General features: G+C 74.5%; 17 protein-coding genes. 4 read left to right on the top strand and 13 right to left on the bottom strand.

Annotation, left to right across the window (positions count from 1 at the left end; genetic code table 11):
* Nucleotides 1–37: 37 nt before the first annotated feature.
* Genes DMP17_RS37455 through DMP17_RS37415 form a run of 9 tightly spaced genes read right to left on the bottom strand, consistent with a single transcriptional unit; the run spans nt 38 to nt 12,332 of the window.
* Entirely contained in the window at nt 38–1,846 is a 1,809-nt protein-coding gene (locus DMP17_RS37455; protein WP_337831988.1) for a hydantoinase B/oxoprolinase family protein, read from the bottom strand.
* Nucleotides 1,843–3,954 (bottom strand): hydantoinase/oxoprolinase family protein, encoded by a 2,112-nt coding sequence (locus DMP17_RS37450; protein WP_337831987.1) that lies wholly within the window; start codon nt 3,952–3,954, stop codon nt 1,843–1,845. The genes DMP17_RS37455 and DMP17_RS37450 overlap by 4 nt, the downstream gene beginning before the upstream one ends.
* Nucleotides 3,951–5,018 (bottom strand): LLM class flavin-dependent oxidoreductase, encoded by a 1,068-nt coding sequence (locus DMP17_RS37445; protein WP_226366376.1) that lies wholly within the window; start codon nt 5,016–5,018, stop codon nt 3,951–3,953. Before DMP17_RS37445 ends, DMP17_RS37450 begins: the two co-directional genes overlap by 4 nt.
* On the bottom strand, nt 5,011–6,405 hold the full coding sequence (locus tag DMP17_RS37440) for an MmgE/PrpD family protein (protein ID WP_226366375.1): 1,395 nt from the start codon (nt 6,403–6,405) through the stop codon (nt 5,011–5,013). The genes DMP17_RS37445 and DMP17_RS37440 overlap by 8 nt, the downstream gene beginning before the upstream one ends.
* A 28-nt stretch (nt 6,406–6,433) precedes the next feature.
* Nucleotides 6,434–8,008: an amidase gene (locus DMP17_RS37435; RefSeq protein ID WP_337831986.1), complete on the bottom strand. Its 1,575-nt coding sequence runs from the start codon at nt 8,006–8,008 to the stop codon at nt 6,434–6,436.
* Nucleotides 8,005–9,168 (bottom strand): acyl-CoA dehydrogenase family protein, encoded by a 1,164-nt coding sequence (locus tag DMP17_RS37430; RefSeq protein ID WP_226358011.1) that lies wholly within the window; start codon nt 9,166–9,168, stop codon nt 8,005–8,007. Before DMP17_RS37430 ends, DMP17_RS37435 begins: the two co-directional genes overlap by 4 nt.
* A gap of 1 nt (nt 9,169) precedes the next feature.
* Entirely contained in the window at nt 9,170–10,381 is a 1,212-nt protein-coding gene (locus DMP17_RS37425) for a CaiB/BaiF CoA transferase family protein (RefSeq protein ID WP_226358010.1), read from the bottom strand.
* The gene (locus DMP17_RS37420) at nt 10,378–10,935 is read right to left on the bottom strand and encodes a MaoC family dehydratase (protein ID WP_226358009.1); all 558 of its coding nucleotides are present in this window, start codon (nt 10,933–10,935) and stop codon (nt 10,378–10,380) included. The genes DMP17_RS37425 and DMP17_RS37420 overlap by 4 nt, the downstream gene beginning before the upstream one ends.
* A complete protein-coding gene (locus DMP17_RS37415) occupies nt 10,932–12,332 on the bottom strand; it encodes an MFS transporter (protein WP_226358008.1) in 1,401 nt (466 codons plus the stop codon). The genes DMP17_RS37420 and DMP17_RS37415 overlap by 4 nt, the downstream gene beginning before the upstream one ends.
* Nucleotides 12,333–12,583: 251 nt before the next feature.
* Between DMP17_RS37415 and DMP17_RS37410 the strand changes: the two genes are divergently transcribed.
* The 4 genes from DMP17_RS37410 to kynA are packed head-to-tail and all read left to right on the top strand — an operon-like array spanning nt 12,584 to nt 17,400.
* On the top strand, nt 12,584–13,396 hold the full coding sequence (locus DMP17_RS37410; protein ID WP_226366373.1) for a FadR/GntR family transcriptional regulator: 813 nt from the start codon (nt 12,584–12,586) through the stop codon (nt 13,394–13,396).
* A 25-nt stretch (nt 13,397–13,421) separates the two neighbouring features.
* Nucleotides 13,422–15,299: a helix-turn-helix domain-containing protein gene (locus DMP17_RS37405; RefSeq protein WP_226366372.1), complete on the top strand. Its 1,878-nt coding sequence runs from the start codon at nt 13,422–13,424 to the stop codon at nt 15,297–15,299.
* Nucleotides 15,296–16,552, top strand: coding sequence for a kynureninase (locus DMP17_RS37400; protein WP_337831985.1), 1,257 nt, complete (start codon nt 15,296–15,298; stop codon nt 16,550–16,552). The genes DMP17_RS37405 and DMP17_RS37400 overlap by 4 nt, the downstream gene beginning before the upstream one ends.
* Nucleotides 16,549–17,400: a tryptophan 2,3-dioxygenase gene (gene kynA, locus DMP17_RS37395; protein ID WP_226358004.1), complete on the top strand. Its 852-nt coding sequence runs from the start codon at nt 16,549–16,551 to the stop codon at nt 17,398–17,400. Before DMP17_RS37400 ends, kynA begins: the two co-directional genes overlap by 4 nt.
* Nucleotides 17,401–17,407: 7 nt before the next feature.
* Here kynA and DMP17_RS37390 read toward each other — a convergent pair whose 3' ends face one another.
* The 4 genes from DMP17_RS37390 to DMP17_RS37375 are packed head-to-tail and all read right to left on the bottom strand — an operon-like array spanning nt 17,408 to nt 21,925.
* Nucleotides 17,408–19,702: a bifunctional salicylyl-CoA 5-hydroxylase/oxidoreductase gene (locus DMP17_RS37390; protein ID WP_337831984.1), complete on the bottom strand. Its 2,295-nt coding sequence runs from the start codon at nt 19,700–19,702 to the stop codon at nt 17,408–17,410.
* Entirely contained in the window at nt 19,699–20,577 is an 879-nt protein-coding gene (locus DMP17_RS37385) for an acyl-CoA thioesterase (RefSeq protein ID WP_226358002.1), read from the bottom strand. The genes DMP17_RS37390 and DMP17_RS37385 overlap by 4 nt, the downstream gene beginning before the upstream one ends.
* A complete protein-coding gene (locus DMP17_RS37380) occupies nt 20,574–21,032 on the bottom strand; it encodes a cupin domain-containing protein (protein WP_226358001.1) in 459 nt (152 codons plus the stop codon). Before DMP17_RS37380 ends, DMP17_RS37385 begins: the two co-directional genes overlap by 4 nt.
* Nucleotides 21,029–21,925, bottom strand: a complete 897-nt coding sequence (locus tag DMP17_RS37375; RefSeq protein ID WP_226358000.1) for a fumarylacetoacetate hydrolase family protein — start codon at nt 21,923–21,925, stop codon at nt 21,029–21,031. Before DMP17_RS37375 ends, DMP17_RS37380 begins: the two co-directional genes overlap by 4 nt.
* Between the last annotated feature and the right edge of the window lie 16 nt (nt 21,926–21,941).

Below are 21,941 nucleotides of genomic sequence, written 5' to 3'. Positions count from 1 at the left end.
GGGCGGGCCTCGGTGCCGGCCGGGGCCCGCCCGCGCGTCACCGGGCCGCCGCGCGCAGCCGGGCCGAGGCCTCCCGGTCCACGGTGCCCGCAGCCACGTCGACCACCACGCCGTAGTGGGTACGGGCGTCGTCGGCGGACAGGTAGTCGTCGAGCACGTCGTCGAGGACCGCGGCGGGGTCCCGCTCGAACGGGTCGCCGTAGCCGCCGCCGGAGGGCAGCCGGATCTCCAGGGTGTCCCCGTCCGCGCACCGCTCCTGGGTCACCTTGGAGTACAGGACCTCCTCGCGGTCGGTGCCCGCGTTCCGGACGAAGGACCCGGGCAGACCGTCGTGCCCACCGGCGAGGCCCCGGGGCGGGTCCGTGCGGTTGTCGGCCTCGGTCCCCATGAAGGTGTCGGTGAGCATCCGCCACTGCCGCACGCTGCCGACCCCGCCGCGCCACCGGCCGGGCGCCGGGGGCTCGTCACGCAGCTCGTAGCGCTCGGCGAGCATCGCGTGGTTGAGCTCGACCTCCTCGATGGGGTTGTTGCGGGTGTTGGCCATCAGCGAGTCGACGCAGTCGAGGCCGTCCTTGCCGTTGCGTCCGCCGTAGGACCCCTCGTTGATCTCGATGTAGACCCAGTAGGACTGCCCGTCCGGGGCCAGCCCGGAGTAGGCGATCGCGCAGAGCGCCGCCGAGGACCCGGCGACCGCACAATCGGGCAGCACGTCGGCCAGCGCCAGGTTGATCGAGTCGAAGACCCGGTTGATCTGGGAGAACCGGGCGAAGCACGACGCCGGGAAGTCCGGGTTGAACAGCGTGCCCTCGGGCGCGTAGGCCTTCGCGGGCCGGAAGCAGCCGTCGTTCTGCGGCACGAACTCCTCGGTCAGCGCCTCGTCGAGCAGCAGCGTCCGGATCGCCGAGGCGACGGTCGGGAGCACCGACCCCTCGAAGGGGACGTTGAACGCCGTCGGGACCTGCGGGTTCGACCCGGTCAGGTCGACGACGACCTCGTCGCCCTCGACCCGCACCGTGACGGCGACGGCGAGCGGCACGTCGCGGTTCTTGCCGTCGTCGTCGAGGTAGGACACCGGCGCGGCGTACTCGCCGTCGGGCAGCTCCCGGATCCGGCGCCGCAGCATCTCCTCGCTGTAGTCCATCCACCGGTCGGCCGCCGACATCACGACGTCGAGGCCGTAGCGCTCCAGCAGCTCGGTGAACCGGCGCTCGCCGAGCCGGGCGCAGGCGATCAGCGCCTCCAGGTCGCCGAGGTTCTGCTCCGGGGTGCGGACGTTGTCCAGGACGTGCTGGATCAGCGCGTCGTTGCGGACGCCGCCGTCGTAGATCTTCGCCGAGTCCAGCAGCTTGCCCTCGGCCCAGACGTCGACGACGTCCATGCACAGGCCGGGGAAGTTGCCGCCGACGTCGGACACGTGCCCGGTGCAGCCGGCGAACCCGACGTGCACGCCGCCGAAGAAGATCGGGATGACGATGCCGTAGTCCGGGCTGTGCGCCGCGCCGTGGTACGGGTGGTTGTGCAGGACGACGTCGCCCGGCCGGTAGGTGCCGGCCAGCCTCCGGTCGATGCCGCGGATGTAGGCGGGGATCGAGCCGCAGTGCATCGGCGTCGAGTCGGACTCGCACAGCTCGCGGCCGTTGACGTCGAAGATGCCGGCCCCGAGGTCCTCGGACTCGCGGATGAGGCTGGAGTACGCCATCCGGTAGAGGATCTGCGCCATCTCCTTGGCGATGGAGTTCAGCGCGCCGCCGATCACCCGCAGCGTGATCGGGTCGACCTCGACGGTCGTGTGGGTGCCGGGCGCGGTCCCGGCCAGCGACACCCCGCGGGGGTCCAGAGCGGTCATCGCGGGTCTCCTCCGGTCTGCTGGTCCTCCCGGGCGGCCCCGGTCGAGATGACGAGATGGCCGACCCGGTCGACGACGGCGCGCTGGCCGGGGCCGACGATCGTCGTCGAGTCGAACTGCTCGATGATCGCCGGGCCGTCGACGACGTTCCCCGCGCGCAGCCGGTCCCGGTCGTAGACGGTGGTGGGCACGGCGCCCGCCGTCCCGGAGGCGTCCCAGAAGATCGCCTCGACCGTGGCCCGCACGGCCGCCGACGGGTCGGGTCCGCCGCTCTCGATCTCGGCGAGGGGGACCTCGCCGACCCGGCCGACGGCGGTGACGCGGACGTTGACGATGTGCACCGGCTTGTCGTCGAAGCGCTGGGAGTAGGTCCGCTCGTGCACCTCGTGGAAGGTGCGCGAGGCCCGGGCGATCCAGTCGTCGTCGATCGGGCCGTCCGGGGCGGGGACCCGCAGCTCGTAGCCCTGGCCGAGGTAGCGGCAGTCCAGGCTGCGTTCCACGAGCACGTCGGCCGGGTCGAGGCCGTCGGCGCCGAGCTGCTCGACGGCCTGGCCGGCGAGCCGGTCGAACTCGGCGGTGATCCGCTCCAGGTCCGGGTCGTCGGTCGAGGTCCACACCGTCGCCGGGATCTCCGAGCGGATGTCGGTGGCGAGCAGACCCATCGCCGAGGCGATGCCCGGGTGGTGCGGGACGACCACCCGCGGGATGCCGAGCTGGTCGGCGATGTGCCAGGCGTACAGGGGACCGGCGCCGCCCTCGGCGACCAGCGAGAACTCGCGCGGGTCGTAGCCCTTGCGGACCGAGTGCAGGCTGATCGCCTCGGTCATCGCGTGCGCGGCGATCCGGAAGATCCCGATCGCGGCCGCGTGCACCGAGGTGCCGAGCCGGTCGGCGACGTGCTCGCCGATGGCCTTGGCCGCCAGCTGCGGCTCGATCCGCATCGACCCGGACAGGAAGCTGTCCTCGCGCAGCCAGCCGAGCGCGACCATGGCGTCGGTGCTGGTCGGCTCGGTGCCGCCGCGGGCGTAGCAGGCGGGGCCGGGGGAGGCCCCGGCACTGCGCGGGCCGACCCGGAACATCCCGCCCTCGTCGACGAAGGCTATCGAGCCGCCCCCGGCGCCGATGGTGTCGACCTCGGCCATCGGGACCATCGCGTGGTAGTCGCCGATCCGGGTGTCGAGCAGGTGCTTCATCCGCAGCCCGCCGTCCGGTGCGACGCCGACGTCCGCGGAGGTCCCGCCGACGTCGAGGGTGATCACGCTCGGGTACCCGGACGCCTTGCCGATCGCGCAGCCGCCGAGCAGCCCCGCGACCACACCGCTGGTGAGCAGCAGGACCGGGTTCTCGGCCGCGCGCCGCGCGGTCACCAGGCCACCGGCCGAGGTCATCAGCCCGACGTCACCGCGCACGCCGGCGTCGCGGACGGTCGTCGCGAGCCGGTCGATGTAGCCCGACACCTTCGGGCCGACGAAGGCGTTGAGCGCCGTGGTGGAGAACCGCTCGTACTCGCGGTACTGCGGTGCCACCTCGCTGGACAGCGAGACGAACACCTCCGGCGCCTCCTCGGCGAGGATGCGCTTGACCGCCTGCTCGTGGGCCGGGTTGCGGTAGGAGTGCAGGAAGCACACCGCGACCGCGGTGACCCCGGCGTCACGCAGGAGCCGGACCTGCTCGCGCGCCGCGTCCTCGTCGAGCGGCACGAGGACCTCCCCGGCGGCGTTCACCCGCTCCGGGACGACGCGGCGGTGGCGGCGCCGCACGAGCTGCCACTTCTGCCACGGCAGGTCCTGGTAGGAGGAGTAGTTGAACGGCCGCTTCTTCCGCGCGATGTGCAGGATGTCGCGGAAGCCCTCGGTGGTGATGAGGCCGACCTCGGAACCGTCGTGCTCCAGGACGATGTTCGTGGCCACCGTGGTGCCGTGCAGGAACTGGTCCAGCTCGGCCAGGTCGACGCCGAGCCGGGCGCAGAGCTCCCGGACACCGTCGACGGTGGCGACCGACGGGTCGTGCGGGGTGGAGGGCACCTTGTGCACGGCCACCCCGCCGTCGTCGTCGCAGTACATGATGTCGGTGAACGTGCCACCGACGTCGACTCCCACTCGTTTCACAGTCCGGTCTCCTCGGGTCGGGGGTGCGGTCGGGAGGTCGTGGCGGGGGCGGCACGCAGCACCGGTGCCACCTCGCGGGCGAGCAGGTCCAGGGAGGCGCGGGCGTCCTCGACCGGCATGCCCGCCCAGTCGGTCCGGAGCACGAAGTGGTCGACGCCGACCTCGTCGCGCCAGGGCAGCAGCGCGGCCAGGCAGTCCTCCGGGGTCCCGACGACGAACCGGTCGCGGGCCAGCGCGTCGTAGCCGGTGCGGAAGGTCTCGGCGCCGGGCAGCACCCGGTCCTGACCCCAGTCCGCGTACACCTCGTACTTCCCGGCGAGGTACGGCCGGGCCAGCTCGACGGCCCGCTCCCGGGTGGGCGCGCAGTAGATCTCGCGCATCAGCGGCAGCTCGGGCAGCGGACCGCGCCCGGCGGCGGCCCGCTCGGCGTGGAACAGGTCCAGCTGACGGCGCACGGTCGCCGCGGTCGCGTGCGGGTTGATCATCCAGGTGTCGGCGAGCCGGGCGGCGCGGCGGACCGCGCCGTCGGAGTTCGCGGCCATCCAGACCGGCGGGACGGCCGCCGGGAGCGTGGTGGCGCGGACCCCGTCGAGGCGGCACCAGTCCACGTCGGCGTGCACCGGCTCCCCGGTCCACAGCGCGCGGACGATCCGCAGGTTCTCGGTGAACCGGCGGACCTTGTCCCCGGGCGGGATCCCGAACGCGGCGTACTCGACCTCGCGGTAGCCCAGCCCCACCCCGAACACCGAGCGCCCGCCGGTCACGACGTCGAGGCCGGCGAAGCTCTCGGCGGTGTCGACCGGGTTGTGCAGGGCCAGCAGGTGGATGCCGGTGCCGATCCGCATGTCCCCGGCCTCGGCGGCCAGCCGGGCGAGCCAGGGCAGCGGCTGGATGTGCGAGAACGACTCCGGCAGGTGGTGCTGGCCGGCGAACACCGAGTCCAGGCCGCCGTCGCGGGCGGTGCGGACCAGCGACAGCTGCTCGGCCAGCGCGAGCAGCGGGTCCCGCCCGGCGGGCTGCTGGTGGGTCAGGAACACCCCCACCCGCACCGGGTGGTCAGCCACGGCAGGCCTCGGCGAACTCCACGGCCGGGGTGTCGTCGCCGAGCCCCAGCACCGCGCGCTGCACCCGGTCGGCGACGGCGGCCGGGGCGACCGTGCCGATCGTCTCCCGGAACTTGGCGACGACGTCGTCGTTGGTGAGCGGGCGCTCGTCGTGACCGCGGTTGACCTGCTCGCGGTGGCGCAGGACCCGGCCGTCGGCCAGCTCGATCTCGATCGCGCCGGAGTAGGCGGCCGGGAAGGCGCTGTCCGGGTCGTCGGTGACCCGCACCTTCTGGGCGAGGTCGAGCGCGGCGCGGTCGGCGAGCGCCGCGTCGGACAGCTCGGTCAGCCCGAAGCGGCCGCGCAGCAGCGTGGTCGCGACGACGTAGGGGAGGCTGAACTTGGCGTCGTACTCGTCGCGGGGGGTCCACTTGGCCTCCGCCGGTTCGCACACGACCTTGCCGGGCACCGGGTGGATCGCGCAGCGGATCCCGGTGATCGCGGTGTCGCCGATCTCGGGGCGCAGCAGCAGCGCGGCGTCGGCGAAGGCGTGGATGAAGTGGCAGATCGGGTACGGCTTGACCGCGGTCCGCATCAGCTCCCAGGTCCCGCCCAGGCCCTCGCCGACCGCGCCGGGCCGGGTCTCGCGCCCGGCCAGGTGGGAGTTGTAGAGGCCGAACCGGCCCTCGTAGACCGCGCCCGGCCCGCTCCAGCCCGCCTCGGCGAACCCGGCCGCGGTGAGCCCGGACATCGCGGCCCAGCCCGGGTGCAGCCGCTTGGTCCAGGCCCCGTCGGCCAGGAACTCCAGCAGCCCGGAGCTCATCGAGCCGACGACGCCCTGCGCCGTCGCGAGACCGTCGGCGTCCAGGCCCGCGACCTTCCCGGCGGCGACGGCGGACCCGAACGCCCCGGCCACCGCGGTGGGGTGGAACCCGACGTCGTGGAACCCGCCCGCGCCGCCGATGCCGACCCGGGCCGAGACCTCGACACCGAGCACGTAGGCCAGGAGCAGCGTCCGGGTGTCCGCCCCGCGGGCGACGGCCGCGGCGAGCGCGGCGGGCAGCGCCGCGGCGGAGACGTGGGTGACGGCCGGGATGTGGGTGTCGTCGAAGTCCATGCCGTGGATCAGCACGCCGTTGAGCACCGCGGCGTCACGGGCCGGGAGCCGGTCGGGCAGGCCGAGCACGGGCTGGTCGCCCGCGCCCCCGAAGGACGACAGGGCCGCCACGGCGACCCCCGGGAAGCCGTAGGCGGTGGAGGCGAACGCCAGCCCGACGGCGTCGAGGATCAGGTGGCGGGCCCGCTCCTGCACCTCGGCGGGGACGTCGTCGAGGGTCGCGCGGGCCGCGAACGCGCCGACGGTGGCGGCCAGCGAGGTGGTCGTGGACGGGGCCGGGATGGTGGTCATCGGTGACCTCCGGGTCGGAGTGGGACGGTCAGGTGATCCGGTCGGCGACCGGTGGGGTGCGCCGGTGGTGGTCGGTGCGGTCCTGGAACAGGGCGGCGACCCGCAGCGCGGTGATCTCGTCGTGCGGACGGGCGATGAGCAGCGCCGAGACCGGGCAGCCGTCGGGGGCGAGGCCGGTCGGCAGGGCCAGCCCGGGCGCCCCGGTGAGGTTGCCGAGCATCGTGGCGCGCGACTGCGCCGCGTAGAGCGGGTACCGCTCCCCGTCGACGACGACCGTGCAGTCCGGCAGCCGCGGCGCGGTCGCGGGCGTGGTGGGGACGACGACCAGGTCGGCCCCGGCGAACACGGCGTCCAGCTCGGCCTGCAGCTGCACCCGGAACTGCAGGGCCCGCAGGAGGTCGGCGGCCGGTGTGGTGATGCCCTGGCTGATCCGGCGCACCGTCACCGGGTCGTAGTCGCCCCAGCGGTCGGCGTCGACCCGGTGCACCGCGGCGGCCTCGGTGAACACGACCTGGTAGCCGATGGGCAGCGCCTGCTCGGCCGACGGGATCTCGCCCGGCACGACGGTGGCCCCGGCGTCGGTGAGGACGTCGACGAGGTGGTCCACACCCGCCCGGACGGCCGCGTCGCACAGCGCGGTGAGGTAGCCGCCGGGACGGGCGACCCGCAGGCCGCGCAGGTCGGCCGGGACCGTCGTCGGTGGCAGCGGCGGCAGCCGCGGCACCCGGGGGTCGACGCCGTCCGGGCCGCGGAGCAGGCCGAACAGCAGACCGACGGTGCGGGCGTCGCGGGCCAGCGGGCCGACCGTCTCGGTGGTCCAGGACAGCGGCATCACCCCGGTGCGCGGCACCGCCCCGGCCGTGGGCTTCAGCCCGGTCAGGCCGCACCAGGCCGCGGGCAGCCGGACCGAGCCGCCGACGTCGGTCCCGAGCCCGAACGGGACGACGCCGGCGGCGACCGCGGCCGCGGTCCCGGTCGAGGAACCGCCCGCCCACCGCCCGGGGTCCCACGGGTTGCGGCACGGCCCGGTCAGCGGCGGGTGCGGCCCGCCGACGGCGAACTCGGTCGTCGCGTCCTTGGACACCGGTACCGCGCCCACCGCCTCCAGCCGGGCGACGACCGTCGCCGAGGCCGCCGCCGGGGCGGCGTCCGCGCGGGTGCGCGAGGCCCCGGTCGTCGGCACCCCGGCGACGTCGATGACGTCCTTGACCGCGAACGGCACGCCCTCCAGCGGCCGGGGCGGCCCCTCGGGCGCGCGGTGGTCACGGGCCCGCTCGTGCAGCACCCGGATCGTGCAGTTCAGCTCGGCGTGCAGGCGCTCCAGCCGCTGCGCGGCCCCGGCCGCGCGCCCGGACCACTCCGCACGCAGCTCCGCGGCGCGGGGGTCCGGCCCGGTGGGGGCGCTCCCGGCGACGGCGGGCGGGGCGAGCCACACCTCGCCCCGCGCCGGGTCGGCGGCCGCCGCCGGGACGGGGGCCGCCCGCAGCGCCGCCACCGCGGGCTCGGCGCCCGCGACCGCGTCGTGCATCGCCGTCACCTGGCCGGGGTCGAGGGTGTACCCGAGCCGCGCGGCGAGTGCGCCCAGCTCGTCGGCCGTGCTCACCGGACGGTGGCCTTGCCGCTGAGCAGCGCCTTCGCCACCACGCCGCGCAGCACGTCGTTGGTGCCCTCGCCGATCGACATGAGCGGGGCGTCGCGGTAGAGCCGCTCGACCTCGAACTCGGTGGAGTAGCCGTAGCCGCCGTGGATGCGCATCGCGTCGAGCGCGCACTCCAGGGCCTGCTCGGAGGCGAAGATCTTCGCCATCCCGGACTCGGTGTCCATCCGCACGCCGTCGTCCATCCGCGACGCCGCCCAGTAGGTCATCAGCCGGGCCGCCTGCAGCCGCACCGCGGTCTGGGCGAGCCGCTGCTGGACGGCCTGGAAGTCGCCGATCGGCCTGCCGAAGGCCTCGCGCTCGCGGGCGTAGGACAGGGCCTCGTCGTAGGCGCGCTGGGCGATCCCGACGCTGCGGGCGGCGATGTTGATCCGCCCGGTCTCCAGCGAGGACAGCGCCTGCTGCAGGCCGCGTCCCTCGACCCCGCCGAGCAGCTGCGACGACGGGACGCGCACGCCGTCGAGCACGACCTCGCAGGACTCGGTGCCCTTGTAGCCGAGCTTGCCGATGTCGGCGGTGACCTCGAAGCCGGGAGTGCCCGCCTCGACGAGCAGGATGCTCATGCCCTTGTGCGCGGGCGAGGCCGACGGGTCGGTCTTGACCAGCACCGGGAGCGGGTCGGCGTGCCGGGCGTTGGTGATCCACATCTTGGTGCCGTCGATGACGTAGTCGTCGCCGTCGCGGCGGGCGGTGGTGCGGATGCCCTGCAGGTCGGTGCCGGCGCCGGGCTCGGTCAGCGCGATCCCGGTGCGCCGCGCGCCCGTCGCGAGCTCGGGGAGGTAGCGCTGCTTCTGCTCCTCGGTGCCGTGGTTCGCGAGCAGGAAGCAGGACACCGAGTGGCTGCCGAGGATGCCGGCGATGCCCATCCAGCCCCGCGAGATCTCCTCGAAGGTGAGCGCGAACGAGACGGTGTCGGCGGCCAGGCCGCCGTACTCCTCCGGGACGGCGAGGCCGAACAGACCGAGCTGCTTCATCCCCTCGACGATCTCGGTGGGGTAGCGGCCCGACTGCTCCCACTCCCGCGCGACGGGGACGATCTCCTTGTCGACGAAGGCGCGCAGCGTGTCCCGGTAGAGGCGCTGCTCGTCGGTGAACCGGAAGTCCATGTCAGTCCTTCCCCAGCGCGCCGGAGCTCCGGAGCGCGGTGATCCTGGTGTCGTCGTAGCCCAGCTCGCGCAGGACGCGGTCGGTGTCGGCACCCATCACGGGTGCGGCGCGGGTCGGGGCCCGGTCGGCGCCGGGCGGGCCCACCCGGACCGCGCTGCGCAGGGTGCGGACCGGGCCGAAGTCGGGGTGCGGGGTCTCGGCGACGAGGTCGCGCTCGACGGTGTGCGGGTCGGTCAGGGCGCCCGCGACGTCGCGGACCGGGGCGCAGGGGACCGAGGCCGCGTAGAGCGGGGCGAGCCACTCCGCGACCGTGCGGGTCCGGAACAGCGCCTCCAGCTCGGGCAGCAGCGCGTCGCGGTGCAGGTTGCGGTCGGCGAAGGTCGCGAAGCGGGGGTCCTCGGCCAGGTCCGGGCGGCCCAGCACGACGGTGAGCCGCTGCCAGAACTTCTCCTTCGCACACCCGACGACCAGCCAGCCGTCGGAGGCCTCGAAGGCCTGGAAGGGCACCAGCGAGGGGTGGGCCGACTGCCGGGTGCGCACCGGTTCGAAGCCCGCGGTCAGGTGCCAGGTCCCGGGGTAGGCGAGCAGGCTCACCGCGGTGTCGTAGAGCGAGACGTCGCAGTCGGTGCCGACGCCGTCGCGCCGCGCCCCGTGGATCGCGCCCAGCAGCGAGATCGCGGCGACGTAGCCGCCGCAGTAGTCGACCAGGCTCGGCCCGGTCTTCTGCGGGGCGCCGCCGGGCTCGCCGGTCAGCGACATCCAGCCCGCCAGTGCCTGCAGGACGTAGTCGTAGCCCGGCTCCGCCGAGCGCGGGCCGGTCATCCCGAACCCGGTCAGCGAGCAGCAGACGATCTGCGGGTTGACCTCCTTGAGGTCCTCGTAGCGGATCCCCAGCGTCGCCGGGACGTCGGCGCGCAGGTTGGAGAACACGGCGTCGGCGGTGCGGACCAGGTCGTGGAACACCTCGCGGCCCTCGGGGGTGCGCACGTCGAGGGTGACCGAGGACTTGTCCCGGTTGAAGGACTGGAAGAACAGCGAGTCGCCCGGCGCGGTGTAGGGCGGGATCGCGCGGCCGACGTCACCGCCGACCGACGGGTCCTCGATCTTGATGATCTCCGCGCCCAGCTCGGCGAGGTGCATCGACCCGAACGGGCCGGCGCCGTACTGCTCCAGCGAGACGATCCGGATGTCCTCCAACGGCCGCCGGGTCACGCGCCCTCCACCGTCAGCGGCTCCGCGGCCTGCGGGAACAGCGACGACGCCCCGCCCACCTCCCGCTTGTGCACGTAGAAGGTCCGCCGGAAGCTCAGCACCTCGACCGCGTCCTGGTTCAGGGTGCGGGTCCGCACGGTGACGATCCCGGCGGTCGGGCGGGAGGAGGACTCGCGCTTGTCCAGCACGATCGACTCCGACCAGATGGTGTCCCCGGCGAACACCGGCGCGGTGAGCTTCAGGTCGTCGAGACCCAGGTTGGCGAACGCGTTCTGGGTGGTGTCGGTGACCGACTGGCCCATCGCGATGGAGATCGTCAGCGGGGAGACGACGAGCATCCGGCCGAACTCCGAGGACTCGCCGACCTGGCGGTTGAAGTGCGCCTGGTTGGTGTTCATGGTCAGCAACGTGAACCAGGTGTTGTCGGTCTCGGTGATCGTCCGGCCCAGCGGGTGCTGGTAGACGTCGCCGATCTCGAAGTCCTCGTAGAAGCGTCCCTGCCAGCCCTGCTTGATCGTCACGTGCGTGTCGTCCTTCCGGTGGGTGGTGGTCATCCGCGCTCGATGTCCTCGAGGCGGCGGTTCGTGGTGCGTTCGCCGAACAGGGCCATGACCAGGCCGAGCAGCAGTGCCGCCGCGGCGAGGTAGACGTAGACGGCGGTGAGGCCGAGGCCGGCGAAGGTCGCGGCGACGAGGAGGCCGCCGGCGACCCCGGCGAGCCGGCCGGAGCCGTTCGCGATGCCGGAGCCCAGGCCGCGCAGGTGCAGCGGGAAGACCTCGGCGATGTAGGTGTAGAGGACCGGCACCGTCGCCTGCATGAACATCGCCGCGAGGAAGCCGGTCACCGCGATCGCGACCGGGTGCGTGACCAGGCCGAAGGCGAGCACCAGGCCCGCGGAGAGGGTCTGCAGCACCAGGACGACCGCGCGCCGGTCGAAGCGGTCCACCACCGGCGCCACGAGCAGCGCCCCGGGCACGGCGGCGATCGCGAGGACCGAGGCGAAGGTCAGGCTCTCGGCCGTGGTGTACCCGCGCTCCACGAGCAGCGTCGGCACCCAGGAGCTGAAACCGTAGAACGAGAGGATCAGGAACACGCAGGCCGTCGAGGCGACCACGGTCCGGCGCAGCGTCGCGCCGCGCAGCAGGTCCGACAGCCGTCCCTCGGGCCTCGGGGGGTCGGGGACCGGTTCGGGCAGGTCGGTGCCGAGCTGGGCGCGGGCCTCGTGCTCCATCCGGGCCACGAGCCGTTCGTCGCGGGGGTCGGGGGACCGGCCCTGTGCCGAGCGCCAGCGGACCGACTCGGGGACCGTCCGCCAGGCGACGAGGGCGACGACCGCGCCGAGCGCGCCCACGACGAAGATCCAGCGCCAGGAGCCCGGTCCGAGCGGGACGACGATCCGCGCCAGCCACGCGGCGATCGGGATGCCGGCGAGGCCGACGGCGAGCAGCAGCGCCTGGTACCGGCCCCGCAGCGAGCGCGGGAACATCTCGCTCACCCAGACCAGCAGGACCCCGGTCGTGGCCTGCAGCCCGAACCCGGTCAGCACCCGCAGCACGCCCAGCGACCAGGCGTCCCAGCTCAGCGCGCTCAGCAGCGAGCAGACGGAGAAGAACAGGACGGCCCCGAGCAGGACGGGGCGGCGGCCGTAGCGGTCGGAGAGGCGGCCGCCGACGATCGCCCCGGCGAACATCCCGACGAACGCGGCCGAGGTGACCGCGCCGACCTCCCCGATGGACAGCCCCCACTCGGCCCGCAGCGCGGGCGCGGCGTAGGCGAAGGAGTTGAGGTCCACCAGGTCGAAGACGAACAGCGCACCGAGCACCGCCACCCAGCGGCGGTGTGTCGGGGTGGCGACCGGGATGCGGTCGAGCCGGGCGGCCAGGTCCGTGACGGGGGCCGGAGCGGGCGGCACGCCGGCCGCCTGCCGGTCACCGGGTGGGTCGACGGTCATCGCGTACTCCCCTCGGCGGGCGCCGTCGCCCGCCTTCCGGTCCGCGGGGGCCGACCGGACCCCGCCTCCGCACGGTAAACATCAGACACTTTCAGAATCAAGACCCTCCAACGGTCACGAGCTGCTGGAAGTGCTCGACCGATGTGTCAGACCTATACCGTCGGGCGATGGTCCCGGGCAACGCCCGACCGGTACCCTGGAACGGGTCGCGGGACGCGCGGCACGGTGGACGACAGGGCGGCGGCGTGAACATGGGTGCGACCCGGGATCCGCGTGACGGCGTCACCGTGCCGACCGACGCACCGGCGGGGGAGCGGCCCCGCGACGGTCACCGGCCGCCGACGGCGCGGCTGCGGGTCCAGCGGGTCCGTCCCGCCTACCGGCAGGTGGCCGACGAGCTGCGCGCGCAGATCATGCGCGGCGCCCTGCCCGCCGGCACCCGGCTGCCCGCGGAGTCCGAGCTGACCGGCATGTTCGGGGTGAGCCGCTCCACGGTCCGCGAGGCGCTGCGGGTCCTGGCCAGCCAGCACCTGATCGACACCCGGCGCGGGGTGCAGGGCGGCTCGTTCGTCGCCGCGCCGGACCCCGCCCGCCTGGTCGAGGACGTCGGCGGCGCGCTCGGGGTGCTGGTCGCGACGCCGCAGCTCGGCATGGCCGACCTGCTGGAGGCCCGGCTGCTGCTCGAGCCCGCGGCGGCCCGGCTGGCCGCCCAGCGCGCCGCGCCGGAGACGATCGAGGCGCTGCGCGCCGCGGCGGCGGCACCGCGGGACCCGCGCGACCCCAGCGGGTTCGTCGAGCACATGGACTTCCACACCACGGTGCTCATGGCCACCGGCAACCTGATGATCACCATGATGGGCCAGCCGGTGGGCGACGTGCTCCGCACCCGGCTGAACCGGCACGTCGTCGCGGCCGAGCACTGGGCCGAGGTCGACGCCTGCCACGCGACGATCACCGAGCACATCGCCCGGGGCGAGGCGGCGCAGGCCGAGGAGGCCATGCGCAGCCACCTGCTCGACCTGCGCGACATCTACGGCCGCCCGGGAGCGTGGAAGTCCGACTGAGTGCCGCGCACGGCAGGATGGTGGCGTGCGCACCGTCCTCGACCTGCTCCGGCTGCTGGCCGACCGGGCCGACGGCGGTGCCCGCGACGGTGAGCTGGACCGCGTCGTCGCGGAGCTGGCGGCCTCCGAGCCGGAGGCCGGCGCACTGACCCTGCGGGTGCGGGCGGCGATGGACGCCGGGCGCCGCCGGGAGTCCGAGCTCGCCGCGCTGGTCGGCATCGCCCGCGACCTCGCCTCGGAGTCCGACCCCGGCTCGGTGCTGCAGGCGATCGTGCGCCGGGCGCGCGGGCTGCTCGGCACCGACGTCGCCTACCTGACCCTGCACGACCCCGAGCGCGGGGACACGTTCATGCGGGTCACCTCCGGATCGGTCTCGCACCGCTTCCAGTCGCTGCGGCTCCCGCTCGGGGCCGGGCTGGGCGGTCTCGTCGCGGCCAGCCGCACCCCGCACTGGACCGGCCGCTACGCGGGCGACGGCCGCTACCGGCACACCGAGGAGATCGACACCGCGGTCGCCGAGGAGGGCATCGTCGGCATCTGCGGCACCCCGCTGCTGGTCGACGACGAGTTCGTCGGCGTCCTGTTCGCCGCCAACCGGTCCGCCCGCCCCTTCACCGCCGAGGACGTCGCCCTGCTCGGCTCGCTGGCCGCGCTCGCCGCGGTGTCGCTGGTGCAGACCCGGCGCCTCGCCGACACCGCCACCACGCTGCGCGAGCTGCGCGGCGCGCACGCCGCGATCGCCGAGGCCGCCGACGCCCACGACCGGTTCGCCGGGGTCGTCCTGGAGGGCGGCGACGTCGGCGACATCGCCGAGGCGCTCGGCAGGCTGCTCGGCGGGTGGGTCGCGGTGCTCGACGGCGACGGCGCCACCGCCGCGGCCCACGGCCCGGTCCCGCCCGGCCTGGACGCCCGCGCCGCGCTGCGCCGCGCCGGGGAGCGCGACGGCGCCGGGCGCCCGGTACCGGTGCCGTGCGCCGGCGGCGTCTGGGTGACCGCGGTGATCGCCGGTGGTCAGCGCCTCGGGACGCTGCTGATCGGCGGGCTCGGTGCCGGGGACCCCCTGACCCCCGGCCAGGTCCGCACCGTGGAGCGGGCGGCGATGGTCACGGCGTTGGTGCTGCTGTTCGCCCAGCGCGCCGACGAGGCCGACCGGCTCGACCGCGCCGACGCCCTCACCGAGCTCCTCGCCGCGTCCGGGGCCCCGCGACCGACGACGCTGACCCGGCTCGCCGCGCTCGGGGTGTCGCCCCGGCGGCCGCACGTGCTGCTGGTCTGCCGCTGCCACCCCGCCCGGCGACGGGCGCTGGCCCGGGAGGCGGCCGCGCTCGGCGGCCGTTCCGGGCTGGTCGGGGAACGGGACGGCGCGGTGGTCGTGCTGCTGCCCGGCACCGACCCGGCCGCGGCCGGTGCCCGGCTCGCGCGTCCGGCGTCGGAGCAGGACCCCGACGGGGCGGTGACGGTCGGCGGCGTCGGCCCGCTGCACCCGGCCGACGGCGCGGACGCCGCGCTGGCCGAGGCCCGTCGCTCGGCGGAGGCGCTGGTCGCGCTGGACCGGGAGGGGGAGTGCGCCTCGGCGTCGGACCTCGGGTTCGCCGGGCTGCTGCTCGGCGAGCGCCCGGACGTCGCCGGGTACGTGCGCGGCATCCTCGGGCCCGTCGCCGAGCACGACGCGCGCCGCGGCAGCGAGCTGCTGCGCACCCTGGAGGCCTACTACGCCGCGGGCGCCAGCCCGACCCGGGCCGCGGCGGCGCTGCACGTGCACGTCAACACCGTGGCCCAGCGGCTCGACCGGGTCGCGTCGCTGCTGGGCCCACGCTGGCAGGACCCGGACCACGGGCTGGAGCTGCAGCTCGCGCTGCGGCTGCACCGGCTGGGCACACCGCGACCGGAGGGGACACCGTGACCGACCGCCGTACCGACCCGACCACCGACTGCAGCACCGACCTCACGGCCGTCGCGGCGGGGCTCGACGCCGAGGACCCGCTCGCCGGGTACCGCGACCGGTTCCTGCCCGCCGACGGCGTCGTCGCCTACCTCGACGGGAACTCCCTCGGCCGCCCGCTGCGGGCGACGGCCGAGCGCATGGAGCGGTTCGTGCGCGCGGACTGGGGCACCCGGCTGATCCGCGGCTGGGACGAGGGCTGGGTCGACCGGCCGCGCAGCCTGGGGGACCGGATCGGGGCGGCCGCGCTCGGCGCCGCGCCGGGGCAGGTCGTCGTCGCCGACTCCACGACCGTGCTGCTCTACAAGCTGGCCCGGGCCGCCGTCGACCACCAGGCGGCCGCGGGGCGCCGCGAGATCGTCGTCGACACCGACAACTTCCCGACCGACCGCTACGTGCTCGAGGGCATCGCCGCCGAGCGCGGCGCGGTCTTGCGGTGGATCACCTCCGACCCGGCCTCGGGCGTCACGCCCGAGCAGGTCGCGGCCGTCGTCGGGCCGGACACGGCGCTGGTGCTGCTGTCCCACGTCGCCTACCGCTCCGGGTTCCTCGCCGACGCGCCCGCGATCACCCGGGCCGCCCACGACGCCGGTGCGCTGGTGCTCTGGGACCTGTCGCACTCGGTCGGGTCGGTCCCGGTCCGGCTCGACGCGTGGGGCGCCGACCTCGCCGTCGGCTGCGGCTACAAGTACCTCAACGGCGGTCCGGGCGCGCCGGCGTTCGGCTACCTCGCCGCCCGGCACACCACGACGCTGCGCCAGCCGATCACCGGCTGGTTCGGCCACCGCGCGCCGTTCGCGATGGGGCCCGGCCACGAGCCGGCGCCCGACGTGCGCGCCCTGCTGTCCGGCACCCCGCCGGTGCTGGCCTCGGTGCCGCTGGAGTGCGGGGTGGAGCTGCTGGCGCAGGCCGGGATCGACGCCGTCCGCGCCAAGTCGGTGCGGCTCACCGGGTTCGCCCTCGACCTCGCCGACACCCTGCTCGCCCCGCACGGCGTCACCGTGGCCTCACCGCGCGACCCGGACCGCCGCGGCGGGCACGTCACGCTGCGCCGCGAGGACTTCGCGCAGGTCAACGCCCGGCTGTGGGAGCGGGGGGTCATCCCGGACTTCCGGGCCCCGGACGGCATCCGGATCGGGCTCGCGCCGCTGTCGACCTCGTTCGCCGAGGTCCTCGCCGGGATGACCGCGCTCGCCGAGGAGGTCGCCCGATGAGCGACGACGGCACGAACACCCGGCCGGTCGAGGACGGTGTGGTCCGCGACTTCCGGGAGAACCTGTCCTACGGCGGCTATCTCGACCTCGACCGGGTGCTGGGCGCGCAGCACCCCCGCAGCCGCCCCGAGCACCACGACGAGCTGCTGTTCATCGTCCAGCACCAGACCTCGGAGCTGTGGCTGAAGCTGGTGCTGCACGAGCTGGGCAGCGCCGCCGACGACACGGCCGCCGACGACCTGTCGCTCGCCCTCAAGCGCCTGGCCCGGGTCAAGCACGTGCAGCGCACCCTCATCGAGCAGTGGTCGGTGCTCGCGACGCTGACGCCGTCGGAGTACGTGCAGTTCCGCGGCGCGCTCGGCACCTCGTCGGGGTTCCAGAGCTACCAGTACCGGGCCGTGGAGTTCCTGCTGGGCAACAAGAACGCCGCGATGCTGGAGCTGTTCGCCGACGACGCCGCGGCGCACGCGCTGCTCGACGCGGCGCTGCACCGGCCCAGCCTCTACGACGAGTTCCTGCGCCTGCTCGCCCGCCGCGGGTTCGCCGTCCCCGCCGACCTGCTCGACCGCGACGTCACCCTCGCCCACACCTACCGCGAGGACCTGGTGCCGGTGTTCGCCGAGGTCTACGCCGACCCCGAGACGCACTGGGACCTCTACGAGGCCTGCGAGGAGCTGGTCGACATCGAGGAGAACTTCCAGCTGTGGCGCTTCCGGCACCTCAAGACCGTCGAGCGGACGATCGGGGTGCGGCGGGGGACCGGTGGGTCCAGCGGCCGGGACTTCCTGCGCCGGGCGCTGGACCTCACCTTCTTCCCCGAGCTCTACGCCGTGCGGACGGCGATGTAGCGGGCCCTCACGGCACCTGCGCGCGCCGCCGCGCCGACAGCCCCGACCGGTACTGCCGCGGGATCGCGTGCCCCCGGAAGTCCTGGTCCAGGGCCGCGTTCAGCGTCCAGTACGGGTCCACCAGGTGTGGCCGCGCGATCGCGCACAGGTCCGCCCGGCCGGACGCGATGATCGTGTTCGCGTCCTCCACGCTGGACACCGCGCCGACGGTGATCGTCGGGACGCCGGTCTCCTGACGGATCCGGTCCGCGAACGGCGTCTGGTAGAGCCGCCCGTAGGCCGGCTTCGCCTCGGTGCTGGTCTGGCCGGTGGAGACGTCGACGATGTCCGCGCCGTGCGCACGCAGCATCGGGGCCAGCGCGACCGCGTCGTCGCCGTCGAAGCCGCCGTCGGCGACCCAGTCGGTGGCGCTGATCCGGACGCTGACCGGCTTGTCGGCCGGCCACACCTCGCGGACGGCGTCGAGGATCCGCAGCGCCAGCCGGGCCCGGTTCTCGAGGCTGCCGCCGTGGTCGTCGGTGCGCCGGTTCGACGCCGGGGACAGGAAGCTCGACACCAGGTAGCCGTGCGCGAAGTGCAGCTCGACCATGTCGAACCCGGCCTCGTCGGCCCGGCGGACCGCGGCGACGTGGTCGGCGACGACCCGGTCCAGGTCGGCCGCGGTCGCCTCGCGCGGCACGGCGCTGTCGGAGCGGTAGGGCAGCGGCGACGGCGCCAGGATCTCCCAGTTGCCCTCGTCGAGGGGCTCGTCGATGCCCTCCCACATGACCTTCGTCGAGCCCTTGCGCCCGGCGTGCCCGATCTGTGCGCCGATCTTCGCGTCGGTGTTCTCGTGCACGAACCGCACGACCCGCGCCCAGGCGTCGCGCTGGGCGTCGGTCCAGAGGCCGGGGCAGCCGGGGGTGATCCGGCCGTCGGCGGAGGTGCAGATCATCTCGGTCATGACCAGGCCGGCGCCGCCCTGCGCGCGCCCGCCCAGGTGCACCAGGTGCCAGTCGGTCGGCACGCCGTCGACGGCGGAGTACTGCGCCATCGGCGAGACGACGATCCGGTTCGGCAGCGTCATGCCGCGCAGCCGGTAGGGGTGGAACATCGGCGGGGTGCCGGTCTCGACCTCGAGACCCTGGTCGCGGGTCCGGTCGGCGAGCCAGGCGTCGACCCGGCCGACGTAGCCGGCGTCGCGGAGCTTCAGGTTGTCGTAGGTGACCCGCTGCGAGCGGGTGAGCAGCTGGAACACGAACTGCTGGGGGTCCAGGTGTCGGTAGCGGCGGACGCCCTCGAACCACTCCAGGCTGGTCTGCGCGGAGCGCTGCAGCGACTCGACGACCGGCTTGCGGTCCTCCTGGTACGCCTTGAGCGCGGCCTCGACGGTCGGCTCCCGGTCGATCGCGCCGGCCAGGCCGATCGCGTCCTCCAGCGCGAGCTTGGTGCCCGAGCCGATGGAGAAGTGCGCGGTGTGCGCGGCGTCGCCGACCAGCGCGACGTTCCCGGCCCGCCAGGACCCGTTGCGCATGACGGCGAACGACAGCCAGCCGGAGTTGTTGCCGATCAGGCCGTGGCCGTCGAGCAGGTCGGCGAAGACCTCCTCGCAGAACCGCAGGGAGCGCTCGTCGTTCTCGCCGGGCCTCCGCTCGGCGGCGGCGAACTCGGCGAGCCCGGCGCGCTCCCAGGTGTCGGAGTCGGTCTCGACGATGAACGTGGAGCGCTCCCCGTCGAAGGGGTAGATGTGCGCCCAGAACAGCCCGAACTCGGTCTCCACGAACTGGAAGGTGAAGCAGTCGAACGGCCGGGTGGTCGCGAACCAGACGTACTTGGCGGTGCGCCGGTCCAGGCTCGGCCGGAACTCCTCCGACAGGGCCTCGCGGATGCGGGAGTTGACGCCGTCGGCGGCGATGACGAGGTCGTTCTCGCGGCGCAGCGTGTCCAGGTCGGGCGCCTCGGTGCAGTAGCGCACGTCCACGCCCAGCTCCGCGGCGCGCTCGCCGAGGATGCCGAGCAGCCGCTTGCGCTCCAGCGCGGCGAAGGCATGGCCGTCGCTGCGCTCGCGGGCGCCGAGGACGTCGACGTCGATCGCCGACCAGTGCCGGAACTCCGCGGAGATGCGATCGAGGGACTCCGGGTCGGCGGCCGAGATGTTGTCCAGGGTCTCCTCGGAGAACACGACCCCGAAGCCGAAGGTGTCGTCGGCGCGGTTGCGCTCGTAGACGACCACCTCGCGCGACGGGTCGGTCTTCTTCAGCAGGATGGCGGAGAACAGCCCGCCGGGGCCGCCGCCGACGGACGCGATGGAGTGGGCGCTCACGGGAGGTTCACCAGTCCTTCCTGGACGACCGAGGCCAGCGGGCGGCCGTCGGCGGAGTAGAGGCGGGCGGTGCCGAGCCCGGTGCCGCGGGTGGCGACCGGGGAGGTCTGGACCAGCGCGACCCAGGAGTCCATGCGGCCGTCGTGGTGCCACCACATGGCGTGGTCGAGGCTGGCGGTGACGACGCCGTCGTCGGCCCAGGCGGCGCCGTGGCGGCGCAGGATCGGCTCCAGCAGCGTGTAGTCGCAGACGTAGGCCAGGGCGCTGCGGTGGATCGCCGGGTCGTCGGGCAGCCGTTCCCAGGCCTTCAGCCACACGGTCTGGCGGGCGACCCGCACACCGTCGTGGGTGGTGTAGAGCGCCGACGGGGCGTGCCGGATGTCGAAGGAGCGGTGGTACCGCCAGTACTCGGCGTCGCGGGTGTCCGCGCCGACCAGCACGTCGGCCGTGCTCGGCAGCTCCTCCGGGTCACCCGCCTCCGGGGGCAGGGTGTCGGCGTGCTCGACGGCGCCGTCGACCGGCACCGCGAACTGCGCCATCGCCCGGAAGATCTCCTTGCCGCCCTGCAGGCCGCGGACCGCACGGTGGGAGAAGCCGCGGCCGTCGCGGACGCGCTCGACCTCCCAACGGGTCTGGGTGTGCACGTCGCCCGCGCGCAGGAAGTAGCCGTGCAGGTTCGCGACGCGACGGTCGTCGCCGACGGTGAGGGTCATGGCCCGCTCGGCCTGGGCGACGAGCTCGCCGCCGTAGGCGCGGCCCGACGGGATGACCTGGTGGTGGGCGAGGAACGCGTCGTCCCCGTCCTTGGTCAGGTCCAGCGCCGCGAGCAGCGGGGCGACGGACCTCTCGCTGGTGGAGGGCATCGGAGTGGTCATGCGCGGCGGTACCCCTCGAGGCTCGCGTCGTCGACCTCGGGGAGGTTGACGACGATGTTGTCCGGCGTCCGGCAGGTCAGCCACACCAGTTCCTCGGTGGTCGACATGTTGCCCTCGACGTGCGGCATGAACGGCGGGACGAACACGAAGTCGCCCTCGGTCATCTCGGTCCACTGCTCGTAGTTCTCGCCGTACCAGATCCGGCCGGTGCCCTTGAGCACGTAGCCGCCGGTCTCGGCCTCGCCGTGGTGGTGCGGCAGCGAGCGGTAGCCCGGCTCGTTGGAGACCCGGCCGAACCAGATCCGGGTGGCCGGGGTGTGCTGCGGCGACACGCCCGAGACGCGGACGCAGCCACCGGACTGGCCGGTGCCGGTGTCCTCGGACCCGGCGCGGGTGACGACGGGTACGGCGGACCAGGCGAGCTCGGTGCCGTCCTGCTTGCTCTGCTCACTCATGCGCACTCCTCGAATTCGGTGCCGGTCTTCGGTGTGCCGGTGTTCGCGGTACCGGTCTTCTCGATGCGGATCGGGGTGGTCAGGACGCCGACGCCGGCCAGCGCGACCTCGACGACGTCGCCGTCGGCCAGGAACCACGGCGGGGTCGCCCCGGCGCCGACGCCGGCCGGGGTGCCGGTGAGCACGACGTCGCCGGGGGACAGGCGGGTGAACGCCGAGATGTAGGCGAGCAGGGCGGGCGCGTCGAACACCAGGTCCGCGGTGTCGCCGGACTGCACGACCTCGTCGTTGACCCGGCAGGTCAGCGCGAGCCCGGCGGCGGGGTCCAGCTCGTCGGGGGTGACGAGGACCGGGCCGAGCGGGGTGGTCGCGTCGAACGCCTTGCCCGGGAGCCACTGCCCGGTGTGGTGCTGCCAGGCGCGCACCGACAGGTCGTTCGCCGCGGTGTACCCGGCGACGGCGGCCAGCGCCTCGTCCCGCGTCGCCCGGTGCAGCGGGGCGCCCACGACGACGGCGAGCTCGGCCTCCCAGTCCGGCCGCCCCGCCCAGTCCGGCAGCGTCACGGTGTCGGCGGGGCCGGTGAGGGTGTCGGCGAACTTGGTGAACAGGGTCGGGTGCTCGGGCAGGTCCCGACCCATCTCGCGGATGTGTCCCGCGTAGTTGTGCCCGCAGCAGACGATCTTCGACGGCCGGGGGACGACCGCGGCGAGGCCGCCGGCAGGGGTGGCGGGGCCCTCCGCGGGGGACGGGGCGGCGACCGCGCGGGCCGTCCGGAGCCCGTCCGGGTCGCGGAGCAGGTCGCCGACGTCGCGGTGGGGGAGCACCACCCACTCCTCGCCGGCGGCGACGGCGGCGACGGTTTCGTCGCCCGACCGCAGGGTCGCCAGACGCATCCCGACCTCCTGATGT

Source organism: Pseudonocardia sp. TMWB2A (assembly GCF_017312135.1).
The sequence above is the reverse complement of the archived record's forward strand: the minus strand, read 5'-3'. Positions and strand labels throughout refer to the sequence as shown.

What these genes read in the sequence shown, in the direction of transcription:
- DMP17_RS37455 (WP_337831988.1), bottom strand. Translation starts at nt 1,846, where the DNA reads ATGACCGCTCTGGACCCCCGCGGGGTGTCGCTGGCCGGGACCGCGCCC.
- DMP17_RS37440 (WP_226366375.1), bottom strand. Translation starts at nt 6,405, where the DNA reads ATGACCACCATCCCGGCCCCGTCCACGACCACCTCGCTGGCCGCCACC.
- DMP17_RS37430 (WP_226358011.1), bottom strand. Translation starts at nt 9,168, where the DNA reads ATGGACTTCCGGTTCACCGACGAGCAGCGCCTCTACCGGGACACGCTG.
- DMP17_RS37420 (WP_226358009.1), bottom strand. Translation starts at nt 10,935, where the DNA reads ATGACCACCACCCACCGGAAGGACGACACGCACGTGACGATCAAGCAG.
- DMP17_RS37415 (WP_226358008.1), bottom strand. Translation starts at nt 12,332, where the DNA reads ATGACCGTCGACCCACCCGGTGACCGGCAGGCGGCCGGCGTGCCGCCC.
- DMP17_RS37410 (WP_226366373.1), top strand. Translation starts at nt 12,584, where the DNA reads ATGGGTGCGACCCGGGATCCGCGTGACGGCGTCACCGTGCCGACCGAC.
- kynA (WP_226358004.1), top strand. Translation starts at nt 16,549, where the DNA reads ATGAGCGACGACGGCACGAACACCCGGCCGGTCGAGGACGGTGTGGTC.
- DMP17_RS37385 (WP_226358002.1), bottom strand. Translation starts at nt 20,577, where the DNA reads ATGACCACTCCGATGCCCTCCACCAGCGAGAGGTCCGTCGCCCCGCTG.
- DMP17_RS37380 (WP_226358001.1), bottom strand. Translation starts at nt 21,032, where the DNA reads ATGAGTGAGCAGAGCAAGCAGGACGGCACCGAGCTCGCCTGGTCCGCC.
- DMP17_RS37375 (WP_226358000.1), bottom strand. Translation starts at nt 21,925, where the DNA reads ATGCGTCTGGCGACCCTGCGGTCGGGCGACGAAACCGTCGCCGCCGTC.